This window comes from Aeromonas sp. HMWF017 (assembly GCF_003061465.1).
Lineage (GTDB): Bacteria > Pseudomonadota > Gammaproteobacteria > Enterobacterales > Aeromonadaceae > Aeromonas > Aeromonas veronii.
The window spans coordinates 1-11156 of sequence record NZ_QAJD01000028.1 but is presented as its reverse complement, the minus strand read 5'-3'; the positions used below and the strand labels follow the sequence as shown (position 1 = coordinate 11156).

Here is an 11156-nt window from a genome sequence, read left to right as displayed (position 1 = left end):
ATGTATGCTCTTTAAATAATTAAAGTACTTTGAAAGGTTTGATTTACCTGAGTTATTTGGACCAATAATAAGGTTGATTGATTTCAAGCCATCAAGAATAACCCCATCTAAGTCATATGACCGCCAACCAGATAGTTTTATTGAGTCAATTTTCACTGTGACTTATCCTTTTTATGCCAAGCGTCAACTAAATTTTTAAGGGAAAAACTATCTGGCTTTCCTATTTGCCATGATAGATGATATCTAACATCATTACTTTTTGGCATTGGGCTTGGGACTCTAAACTGAACTTTTCTTGGTAAGTTTATGGAGTCGCCAGAGACAAATGCTTCACCATCTCGTAGGCTGGGTAAAAAATCAACCTGGCCAGATAAAGTGTCAGGCAATAACCTTTTTATTTTATTTTGATCTAGGTCGTTAGTAAGTCGCAGTGTTATATAAGTGCCACATTGTGATAATACTGTTGTAGATACGTTTGAGGGGCGTTGTGTAACTACGGTCAAACCAATTCCATATTTTCTACCCTCTTTGGCAATTCGCTCGACTCTTTCCTTTGATATGTTGAATTTTGAGTCACTATCTTCAGGGATATACGTGTGAGCTTCTTCTAAAATTAAATTCAAAGGGATGCTTTCTGGGTCTAAATCCCAAAATTTAAAATCAAAACATAATCTAGATATGACCCCAACACATACCGCTCTTACTTCTGCGGGTAAACCACTTAAATCAAGTATATTTAGATAACATTCCACCTTAGATATGCCTAAAAGAAATTCAAAATATTCTGCTATTGATGTTTTGTTATTAATATTTTTGTGAAGGAACAGATATCTAGTGTCTTCTCTAATGGCTTCTAATTTCAGTATTATACTCTCGTATGGTTTTCTATCAGTGGCATTCTTGGGGGCTTTTTCACTTTCCAGCTTTTCTAATAATTCATCAATATCAAAAAATATGGGAGTGTCAGCAGAAATGACTCCATCAATCCCTTGTTTTTGTGCTTCATTTTCCTTCAACTCAGTAATCAATCTTTTTATGATTGCTTTTTGATTTGAGCCAGGTTCAAGATTATATACACCAAAAAATTCTTCTAAATCCAAAAACCAATATGGAAGTGTAAAGGAATTCCAAGAAATGGCGTTTGTTTTGTTTTTTAAATTCTCGTTAGGAGTTTTGGGGTTGTATCCAAATGCTGATGGGTATTCATTATGTATATCAAAGAATAGTATTCTAGGGCATTCATAACTAGATAAAATGGATTGAACTATGGATGCTACAGTACAGCTTTTTCCACTTCCGGTTGTGCCTAAAATTGCAGTGTGACGACCCATGAGCTTATCAAGATTTAAGTATGTCTGGTCATCATCTTTTGCATCAGTAACACAAAAATGCTCTTTATCCTCTTGTAGGTCTATACCGATTAATTGATTTACTTGGTTGCTACTTTTGAAGGGTTTTTTGACTGGGATCAGACTTGAGCCAAGTTGGCAGCGGGGTGAGTGGGTGAGGGTGTTTGATAAATAAACAGATAAGACATCCTCGACGACTGGCGCCAAGTGACAGAAGTGGCTGGGCGATATCACTGTGATGCCCTGTTATAAGGGCTATGGGGTTCGGGTCATCGAGCAGACCGGCCACTCGGGTGGCCGGTATCTGCAGAGGGCCGCAGTCAGTGGGGGGGGGTGAGGATTACTCACGGCCCTCTTTTTTGATCCCCAGCAGCCAAGGCACGATGGTCAGAATAAACAGCGCGATCAGGGTGGCGAGCACCGCGGTGGACTCTCGGCCCATACCCGCGGCAATGCCGATGGCGGCGGTGACCCAGATACCGGCGGCCGTGGTCAGCCCCTTGGTTTCTGTTTGTCGGGTGCCCAGAATGATGGTGCCAGCCCCCAGAAATCCCACCCCGGCAGTGAGCCCCTGCAACACCCGGGTCAGGTCGGCAGTTGATGCCCCAGCTTGCTGGGGGATCAGCACGAACAGGGCGGCGCCAATACTGACCAGCATATGGGTGCGGATCCCGGCACTTTTCCCTTTCTGTTCACGCTCGTAGCCTAATAGACCGCCGAGCAGACCTGCCACCAGCAGGCGCAATACAATCTGGGTCATCTGCTTGATATCTTGAATATCGGTGAACTCGGAGACGATGGTCTGCCAGATCTCTTGCCACATAAATGCCATCCTTGTGCATGCTGCATATGAATTGAACGAATCAAACCGGTTAATGCTGTCGCCATGGGGGCTGTACGAAAATACGCCATGAGACCTCATCCGCAGGGTATCAAACGCTGACTTCCCTTGTTGAGTAAAAAGTGTTGAGTAAAAAGCTGTCCAGGTTGTCGGATTTTAATGAGTTCTTGATAGCGCCCTGCTTTTGAAGCAAGCGTCAGGATAAGGGATAACCGGCGATGGTCGCAGGCTTAATAGCCGGTCATCTCCAGATAGCCGACTCCCTTGGCATCCCCCGAGATAGAGACAGCCCCCTCCCAGTAGTCAAAGCGACCTGTCATGGCCTGATTGGGCTGGCGGGCCTTGATGGTGAGGTTCATCCCGGCGGCGTTGAGCTGCCACTCGACGGGGTAATTCTGCCCCTTGGGGCCGCGCCAGGTGTTGCCCGGGGTGAGGCGAATCGCGTCGGGGGCGAGCACCCGGCTGCTGCCATCCCGCTCAATCAAGATGCCGTAGCGGTTCTCGGGCTCTGCGCGGCCCGATTTGGTGCGCAGGCGAAACAGCATCAGCTCGCGGCCATCGTTCAACTGGAGCGAAAACCAGTCCCAGCCCGATTGCCACTCCGCCAATACCGAGCTGCTCCACTCGTGATCAAACCACCCTTGTCCGGTGACGGTGCGGGTCTCGCCATCGCGAGTCAGGGTGCCGCTCAAATGCAGGCGTGGGTAGGAGTAGTAAAAGGAGGCGTTGCCCGGGCTCTTCTCGCTGTAACCGGCCTTGCCTTGCAGCACCAGCGGCTTGGCGGCAGTTACGGTGAGGTTCAGTTCGCCAATCTTGCTCTGCACCTTGAGGGTGGCGGGGAACAGCGCCGCCCCTTGCGAGGCAAGCCGCCACTCCCTTAGCCAATATTGGCCGCCGTTGGCCCCCGCCAGTCCGGGCCCCTGCCGACTGGCCCGTTCATCTTGCCGGTGGCTGCCATGCTCGAGATCCGTGATGGCAAACTGGGCCAGCCAGAGCTGGGGGGTGAGCCAGGGGTTGTTGGTGCGAAGTGCTTGCTCGATCCCCTGCCGAAACAGGGTCCACTGCATGCCATATTCGCGCCCCTGTTCATCCTTGAGGTTGCCGGTGAGATACCACCACTCGGAGCGGTAATCGGGGTGGGCGGCGTGATCCTCCGGCAATTGGATGGTTTGCCCCGGCAGCACCTTTTTAAAGCTGTCGTTGCTACCACCGAGCAGGGCGCCCAGATCGCTGGCCTGCGCGCTGCCAATCATGGCAATCAGCGGGAGCAAGAGGGTGGCGAGCCACAGGGGCCGTAAGGAGGAAAAGCTCCCCCTCACCCTGGCCCTCTCCCGAAGGGAGAGGGGATGGTTCAATGCCGCACGGTGCTCTTCTCTGCACTGAAGAAGGGGCGGAGAGAGGGAAGTGGTCAATGGGGTCGTCAAGCCATGGCTGAGCCAGTGCGCTAACCGATATTTCATACCACTCTCCTTGCCGCATACCAGGAGGCCAATGCGCCACAGACCGGTGCCAGCAACAGGGCGGTGACTGCATGAAGGGGGGCGGCCTCGAAGGCGAGGCGCCAGCCAAAGGCGCGTGGGTTGACCACCTCGATCAGCACCCAGGCGAGGCCATACCCCACCGGCAGGGCCAGCAGGGCGGTGAGCAGCCCCAATCCCGCTCCTTGCCACACCAGCAGCTGGCGGCAGTGGCGGGGGCTCAAGCCCAGACTCTGCAAGGTCTGCAGCTCGCCACGGCGCGCCAGCCCCAGCACCATAAAGGCCGAACCGATCCCGACAAAGGCGATGCAGAGGATCAGCAACTTCAATAGCTCAGTCACCACAAAGGTCTGGTCAAACACCTTGAGGGCCGCGCTGTGGATGGCGGGGGCGGAGAGCAGATTGAGCTGCTCGCCAAAGCGCTCGCGCAGGCGATCGGCCAGCTGCTCGGGGTCGTTGCTAAAGAGGGCGAGGGATTGCACCGCTCCCGCCTCGAAGGCGTGCAGGATCTGCCCCTTGTCGCTGCCGTAGTCCTGATAGACACCGGTGACGGTGAACTGCCTTGGACCCTGCTCGCCGCTGATCGCCAGCTGCTGGCCCACCTTGACCCCGAGGCGCACCGTCAGGGGTTCGCTCGCCAGCACCTCGTCGGGACGGGTCGGCCAGCGCCCGGCCAGCAGCGGATAGGCTGCTTTAAGCTGGGGGATAAAGTCCATCTGCGCCCACTCGATGGGCTGCCCCTGCCAGCGGGCCGGATGCACCGAGCGGCGCGAGGCGGCGCTCACCAGAGGATTGGCGAGCAGGGTCTCGAGGGTTGTGTTGCTCAAGGTGCCCTTGTTGCCCGCCACCCCCTTGGGGGCGGTGACATAGAGATCGGCGGCCAGACGCTGGCCGAGCCAGATCTCCACGCTGGAGCGAAAGCTCGACACCATGACCCCGATGCCGATGGCCGCCGCGATGGCGAGCTGCAACGCCATCACCGCGATGGCGGTGCGATCGAGGTGATAGAGGGTCTCGGCCACCCCGAGCCGTGCGGTGAGGGGGCCGCCCGCACGCCGTCGCAACCAGCCAAGCAGGCCGCGCAGGGCATCGGGCAGCCAGAGTGCCATGGCCAGCAGCCAGCCGCCGGCGATAAACAGGGCGCCAGTGAGACCGGTTTGCGGCAACCACAGGCACAGAGCGCACAGCAGCAAGATGGCGATGGCCAGCACGCGCCGTCGCCACGGGTGAGCGGGAGGGCGGATGCTGCCAGCGCGCAGTTCGAGGGGGGATTGGCGCAGCAGTTGCCACCAGCCGGGCAGGTTGGCGGCCAGCGTGCCGAGCAGCCCGATCAACAGCGCCTTGAGCAGGCTCACAGGGGAGAGGCGCAACAGATCGATGGGGTTGGGCCCATAGAGATCGGCCAGCGCCTGGGTCAGTTGCCCCATCAGGGCGAGGGCCAGCAGGCTACCGAGCAGCACCCCGAGCAGGGTGCCGAGGGTGGCGAGAATAAGGAGCTCCAGAATGAGCCAGCGGAGCACCCGACTCGGCCCCATCCCCAGAATGATCAACTGGGCCAGCTGGGGGCGGCGCACGCTCTGCACAAATCGCTGGGCGTTGAACACCAGAAACAATCCCACCGCCATGGCGAGCAATGAGAGCGCCGTCAGGTTAAGGGCAAGCGCATCGCCAAGCTGGCTGGCATCGAGTGCCGGGCTGATGGGCTCAAGCCACAAGGGCTGGTTAGGGTAACGGGTTTGCAGAGTGGCCTGCAGGGTGCGAGCCTCGGTGTCGCTTAGCTTGAAGACGATGCGATCGAGCTGACCCGCTTTGCCCAGCAGCGGCTGGGCGAGGCCGATGTCGGTTATCAGCAGCCGCTCCATGGGCACGGCGCCCGGTTCGAAGGTGCCTGCCAGCGTGAGGGTCAGGATTCGGGCGCTGGCGTCATCGCTGCCGCCCAATACAAAGCGGCGGCTCTGGCCCGCTTGCCAGCCAAGGCGATCTACCTCGGGGGCCGCCAGCCAGATGTTGTCGGCCCGATTTAGGGAGAACGCGGGTTCGCTCGCGGGTTGGGCGCCAAACAGCTGGCGCAGGGGGCCGGGGTTGAAGAGATCCATCCCTAACAGCTGAAAGCTGCGCCCCTCTTCATCCTTGAGCCAGCCATGGAGCTGGGGCATGGCATCGAGGGCGGGCTGGCTGGTCACCAGTTGCACGTAAAGCTGCTCATCCAGCCCGCCAGCAGGAGCCAGCCGGTAGTTGGCTTCCCCTGCCAGCTGGCTGCGGGCGGCGACAAAATTGGTGCGGGCACTGTGATTGAGCAGTTCGATGGCCACCACCAGCGATACCCCCAATACCAGCCCGGCCAGACTCATCAGCAGCAACCAGGGGTGACTGCGATAGAGGCGCAGCAGCGCTTTGAGTGGCAGCATCAGCGTGACTCCGGCAGGCGCAGTCGCCGTTTAGCCATGACGGGAGCCCTTGAGTTCAATAAGTTGCCCCCCTTCGAGGCGCAGCACCCTGTCGGCCAGCGCGGCATAGGCCGGGTTGTGGCTCACCAGCAGCAAGCCTGCACCTGTATCCCGCACCGCCGCCACCATCAGCGCCATCACCTGTTCGGCATTGTGCTCATCGAGGCTGCCGGTGGGCTCGTCGGCGAGCAGCCAACCAGGTTGATGGATAAGGGCGCGGGCCAGCGCCACCCGCTGTCGCTGACCGCCGGAGAGTTGCTCCGGCCAGGCATGGCGCTTGTGGCTCATATCGAGCCGTTGCAGCAACTGGTCAATCTTTGTCTCATCCGGTGGTAGCCCGTTGATGGCGAGCGGCAGGGCCAGATTCTCGGCCACGTTCAGGGTCGGCAACAGGTTGAAATCCTGATAGACGATACCGAAATGGCGACCCCGCAGGCGCGCCCGCTCGTCGGGGGAGCGGGTGTCGATACGTGTCTCCCCCAGCCAGATTTCCCCTTCGTCCGGTGCAATCAGCCCGGCGATCAGATTGAGCAGGGTGGACTTGCCGCAGCCGCTTTGGCCCAGCAGCAGGGTGATCTCGCCAGCGGGGAGGGCGAGATCGAGATGGTGGAACAGCGGCAGTCGCTCACTGCCGTTATCGAAGCTCTTGCAGAGGTTGCGCAGGGTCAGCATGGGGTAACCGTTTGATGGTCAATGGCTTTCATCATGCTTGGTACGCTAGCACGGCCAGCATTGATCAACACCCCTTACGGTTGATCAAGAGTGCCAGTTAGTGATCAAGGCGGCAAAAGAGCAGTGGATCCTCGCTGGATCCCGCTTGCCCGAGGTGGTTAGAATAGGGGCTTCCATGGGTCACAGGATGAGCAAGGATGTTACACAAGCAAGTCAGTTTTATCATCGATAGCAAGGGCAACAAGCAGGCTGCCGTCGTCCCCATCGAGATCTACAACGAGCTGATGACCCTGCAAAAGGCACTCTCCGACAACCGGCCGGGGGAGCGCGAGCTCTACCACTTCAATGGCAAAGGGGCCGAGGCTCACGGTTATCCGGTGGGCAAGCGGCAAAATCCGGGTTTTATGGTGCTGGCCGGTTCCACCGCCAATGGCGAGGATGCCGCCTCTTTGCGTGAAGCGGTGGTCGAGCTGCGTCACGAGCTGCTGGAGAAGGGGGTCATCGTGCCCCGCAGTCAGGGCGGCTTTGTCTTTACCGCCGATCAGCTGTTCAACAGCCCGAGTCTGGCCGCCAGTCTGGTGGCGGGCAATAACCGAAGCGGTCTGGATGCCTGGCAAAACAGCGCAGGCTATACCCTCAAGCAGTCGGGTTTCGGCAAGAAATAATCCCGCGTTTACGATCATAGTGTGATCACTGATTGACCTGGATGCGCTTTTGTTTCATCCAGGTCGCTGTCTCGCTGACTTACCCCCTTTGTTCTGTGCCTTGCCCGCCGCGGCACTCTGGTTGTCACCATTTTTATGTTCTTTCTCCATATTGCCATGGGCTTGTTTTCGAGCTGAATCGGCCAGATCCCTGAGAACGAGCCGGGCGCTCGATAACGGCGAGGATGGCGTTGGACCATCTTGTACGGCAAGCTGTTGAGCATGGGGGTGCCGCTGTGGCGTAATGGCGTCCGGCTCTAAAGGTGATACCTATTCAGGGAAGGAAAATGGGACAACTATTCGACGCACTCTTGCCGCAACATGTGACCTTTATCGAGGCGCAGAAGATCTATTTTGTCGCCACGGCGGCGGAGCAGGGGACGGTCAATCTCTCCCCCAAAGGGGGCGATACGCTTAGGGTTATCGATGCTCACACGCTGGCCTGGCTCAATCTTACCGGCAGTGGCAACGAGTCGGCGGCCCATGTGCTGCGCAATCCGCGCATGACGGTGATGTTCTGTGCCTTTGATGGGTCGCCTCTGATCCTGCGCGCCTACGGTCAGGCACGGGTGCTGCATCGTGGCGACCCGCAGTGGCAAGAAATGCTGGCCCGTTTTCCCGCCACAGTCGCTGCTCGCCAGATCTTCTGGCTGGATATTGAGCGGGTGCAATCCTCCTGCGGCATGTCGGTGCCCAGATTCGACTATCAGGGTGACAGGGAAGAGCTGGCCAACTGGTCAGCTCGGCAGGGCAAGGAGGGGATCGAGGCCTATTGGCGCAAGAAGAACCAGCGGAGCCTCGATGGGCTGGAGAGCGAGATTTTGTTGCGTAGTGGGCTGGATCCTGCACCTTAGGGCGCAAGGTTCACGGGGGAAAATGTGCTTGATGTAAAAAGCCCTGTTGCCAGCAACAGGGCTTTTTGATTTGCGTTGACGGGCATTGCAAAGGGGCGTCAGGCGGTGCGCTTGCCGGTCAGCAGCCAGTAACTCAGGGTGGAACCCACGCCGCAGCAGGCGATGGCAATGGCCATCGGCAGCGGCGAGTGGGGCGGATTGAGGTTGACCAGAATGCCGACCACGGCGCCGATACCAAAGCGCAGGGTGCCCGCCAGTGCCGAGGCGGTGCCCGCAGATTGCGGGAAGTGGCCCATCAGGCCGGTCATGGCGTTGGCGCCCACCAGACTGATATGGCCGATAAAGAGCACCACCGGAATGACGATGCCCCACAGGCCGCCAGTCTGGCTCCAGGCGTTGTAGATCAGCAGGGCGCCCGCGCAGGGCAGCACCAGCAGGCCGTATTGCAGCATCCGCTCGGCGCCCACCCCTTTCACCAGTCGGCTGTTGACGAAGGTGACCACCATCATCAGCAGGATATTGAGGCCAAACAGCCAGCCGTAGTGCTCGGTCGGCACCTTGAAATACTCGATATAGACGTAGGGTGAGCCGCTTAAGAAGGCGAACATGCCTGAGCTGGAGAGGGAGCCGCACAGCACATAACCCATGGCGCCGCGATGGGAGAGCACCCCCCAGTAGTTCTTGAGGATCTGCCCCAGATTAAGGGGCTGACGGTGCTCGGGTTTCAGGGTCTCCTGAATTTTCCACTGCATCACCAGACAGATCAGCAGGCTGATCCCCACCAGCAGCCAGAAGATCACCCGCCAGTCGGCGTGGGCACTGATATAGCCGCCCACCACAGGTGCCACCAGAGGCGCCAGGGTCATCACCAGAATGACGAACGACATGGCGCGAGAAAATGCATCCTTCTCGAACAGATCGCGCAGCAGGGCATTGACCACCACAGAACCCGCCGCGCCGCCCGCTGCCTGCAACATTCGATAGGCCAGCAATTCAGGCAGGGAGTCCGCCATGGCACACCCCACCGAGGCGATGGCAAACATCACCAGCCCCGCTAGGATCACCGGCTTGCGGCCATAGCTGTCGGCGAGCGGGCCGTAGAAGAGCTGACCGATGGCAAAGCCGCCCAAAAAGGCGCTGATGGTGAGCTGGGCGCCGTCGATGCTGGTGGCCAGATCCCGGGCGATGGCCGGAATAGCGGGCAGATACATATCTACCGCCAGCGGGGTCAGACCCGCCAGGGCACCCAGCAGGATAAACAGGAAACGGGGGGAGAGGGCGGCAGCCTGAGCTGTTGGCGATTGGGGCATAGGGTGTCCAGTTGATGCGAAACGTCGGGTTGAAAAGCGCGAAAAAAGCAGTCTATCAGTTTTATCGCGGCTATGGAGCCGGTATGGCGAGCCAGAGGCCGGGCTCGGCGGCAAAGCGTGGGGCAAACCAGTGCTGGCGCACCGCGGTGGGCATTTCGTTCGCGGCGATGGGGCGGCGACTGAGGCGGCAGGCTCCCCGAGAGAGCGCCAGCGCCGCATCCCCCTTGTACCAGCCATCGGTGACGGCCAAGGATGTGGTTTCCCGCAGCAGCCGCACGCCCCACTGGGTCACCAGCGCCGGGCACGCTGTTTCTGCCAGCCTTGCTGCCTGCACCATGGCGGGTGGACGGGGCAGGGTAAAGGTCGCGCCGAGCAGCAGCAATCCGGCCACCGTGACCAGCCCCTCCCCACGGAGCGGCAGCCAGCCTGCCAGCAGCACGATACCAAGCAGGGTGACGGGGGCCAGATGGCGGGGATTGTCAGGGTTCTGGCCAAACAGGGTCCAGAGCAGCAGGGCGAGCCAGTAGAGTGTCCAAAGTGGGGAGAGGGTTACAGCTTGGCCTTTTGAGCGTTGCCAAAGTGGTAGCACCAGCAAGGCCCCCATCAACAGGGGCCAAAGCGGGGTGAGCTGATAGTTGAAGGTGCGCGCCCAGCTCAGCAGCCGATCGCCGTGGGCCGCCGCCGTGTTGCCCCACAGGGTAAAGTGGCCGTCAGTAAATCGGCGCCCTTCGCTGAAATAGGCCCAGCCATCGGCTTGCCAGACAAACAGCAGGCTGAGAAGCCCAACCAGTGCGATGGGGAGCACAAATCTGACGCGCGTGCCCTGCTGCGTCAGCCCGAGCCACAGGGGCTGCAGCGCCAGCACAAAATAGGAGGGGCGCAGGGCCAGCAACAGACCGAGTAACAGACCTGCCAGCGCAATTCTGCGCTGCTGCAAGGCCAGCAGCGTCCCGAGCCAGGCGGCGAGCGCCGGCCCGTCCGAAAGGCCGGAGAGCGCCAGCGTCGGGGTGAGCGGCAGTGCCAATACCAGCAGCCAGACGGGGGCGAGCAGGCTTGGCCGTTGCCACAGCTTTACCGTCAGCAAGGCAGCGAGTGGCGCCAGTAAACTGCTACCCAAGAGGCTTGCCCAGTGCACCGCGCGGGCCGGGTCGTCCACCAGTAGATTGATCAGCCGTGCCAGCCAGATAAAGGCGGGGTAGCCCGGAAAGTGGGGGGAGAACTCCAGCACGCTAAAGCGCGTCACCCCGTGGGCAAAATTGAGGGCATCGTCGGAATCGAGCGCCACCGGGAAGGTCAGCAGCCAGCTTAGCCAGGCCAGTTGCAGCAGAATGAGCAGCCAAATGGTGGTGGAGCAGGGGGAAGGCCAACGCCGGGCCGTTACCTTACCCCTCATCCCCAGCCCTTCTCCCGCCAGGGGAGAAGGGGGCAAACCGGCGTCCGGGTGCATTTATCGGCAGGCCGTGCGTAGGGTGGGTAGAGAGCGAAACCCACCGTGTGTCAC

9 protein-coding genes are annotated in these 11156 nt (G+C 59.0%); 2 read left to right on the top strand and 7 right to left on the bottom strand.

The genetic code is table 11. From position 1 onward, the window contains the following. Nucleotides 1-152 precede the first annotated feature (152 nt). From DBR30_RS02065 to DBR30_RS02045, 5 genes are all read right to left on the bottom strand, one after another. A complete protein-coding gene (locus tag DBR30_RS02065; protein WP_146181109.1) occupies nucleotides 153-1556 on the bottom strand; it encodes an ATP-binding protein in 1404 nt (467 codons plus the stop codon). A gap of 133 nt (nucleotides 1557-1689) precedes the next feature. Further along, nucleotides 1690-2172, bottom strand: coding sequence for an MgtC/SapB family protein (locus DBR30_RS02060; protein WP_170872271.1), 483 nt, complete (start codon nucleotides 2170-2172; stop codon nucleotides 1690-1692). 248 nt (nucleotides 2173-2420) lie between these two features. Further along, nucleotides 2421-3461, bottom strand: a complete 1041-nt coding sequence (locus DBR30_RS02055; protein WP_181363469.1) for a lipocalin-like domain-containing protein — start codon at nucleotides 3459-3461, stop codon at nucleotides 2421-2423. Nucleotides 3462-3646: 185 nt separating this feature from the next. Next, nucleotides 3647-6076: an ABC transporter permease gene (locus tag DBR30_RS02050; RefSeq protein WP_108541844.1), complete on the bottom strand. Its 2430-nt coding sequence runs from the start codon at nucleotides 6074-6076 to the stop codon at nucleotides 3647-3649. 30 nt (nucleotides 6077-6106) lie between these two features. Continuing rightward, the gene (locus DBR30_RS02045) at nucleotides 6107-6787 is read right to left on the bottom strand and encodes an ABC transporter ATP-binding protein (protein WP_108541843.1); all 681 of its coding nucleotides are present in this window, start codon (nucleotides 6785-6787) and stop codon (nucleotides 6107-6109) included. Between the two features lie 197 nt (nucleotides 6788-6984). On the opposite strand from DBR30_RS02045, the gene DBR30_RS02040 reads away from it, so the two are divergent. Both DBR30_RS02040 and DBR30_RS02035 read left to right on the top strand, forming a co-directional pair. Then, entirely contained in the window at nucleotides 6985-7452 is a 468-nt protein-coding gene (locus DBR30_RS02040) for a DUF4357 domain-containing protein (RefSeq protein WP_108541842.1), read from the top strand. A gap of 326 nt (nucleotides 7453-7778) precedes the next feature. Continuing rightward, nucleotides 7779-8345: a pyridoxamine 5'-phosphate oxidase family protein gene (locus DBR30_RS02035; RefSeq protein ID WP_108541841.1), complete on the top strand. Its 567-nt coding sequence runs from the start codon at nucleotides 7779-7781 to the stop codon at nucleotides 8343-8345. Between the two features lie 98 nt (nucleotides 8346-8443). On the opposite strand, the gene DBR30_RS02030 is transcribed toward DBR30_RS02035, so the two are convergent. Together DBR30_RS02030 and DBR30_RS02025 are read right to left on the bottom strand one after the other, a co-directional pair. Beyond that, the gene (locus DBR30_RS02030; RefSeq protein ID WP_108588171.1) at nucleotides 8444-9655 is read right to left on the bottom strand and encodes a Bcr/CflA family multidrug efflux MFS transporter; all 1212 of its coding nucleotides are present in this window, start codon (nucleotides 9653-9655) and stop codon (nucleotides 8444-8446) included. 70 nt (nucleotides 9656-9725) lie between these two features. Beyond that, nucleotides 9726-11048 carry a hypothetical protein gene (locus DBR30_RS02025; protein ID WP_181363468.1) on the bottom strand — a complete coding sequence of 441 codons (1323 nt, stop codon included), beginning with the start codon at nucleotides 11046-11048 and terminating at the stop codon, nucleotides 9726-9728. Between the last annotated feature and the right edge of the window lie 108 nt (nucleotides 11049-11156).

Coding starts and splice junctions, on each gene's coding strand:
- DBR30_RS02045 (WP_108541843.1), bottom strand. CDS start 6,787: ATGCTGACCCTGCGCAACCTCTGCAAGAGCTTCGATAACGGCAGTGAG.
- DBR30_RS02040 (WP_108541842.1), top strand. CDS start 6,985: ATGTTACACAAGCAAGTCAGTTTTATCATCGATAGCAAGGGCAACAAG.
- DBR30_RS02030 (WP_108588171.1), bottom strand. CDS start 9,655: ATGCCCCAATCGCCAACAGCTCAGGCTGCCGCCCTCTCCCCCCGTTTC.
- DBR30_RS02050 (WP_108541844.1), bottom strand. CDS start 6,076: ATGCTGCCACTCAAAGCGCTGCTGCGCCTCTATCGCAGTCACCCCTGG.
- DBR30_RS02060 (WP_170872271.1), bottom strand. CDS start 2,172: ATGTGGCAAGAGATCTGGCAGACCATCGTCTCCGAGTTCACCGATATT.
- DBR30_RS02025 (WP_181363468.1), bottom strand. CDS start 11,048: ATGAGGGGTAAGGTAACGGCCCGGCGTTGGCCTTCCCCCTGCTCCACC.
- DBR30_RS02035 (WP_108541841.1), top strand. CDS start 7,779: ATGGGACAACTATTCGACGCACTCTTGCCGCAACATGTGACCTTTATC.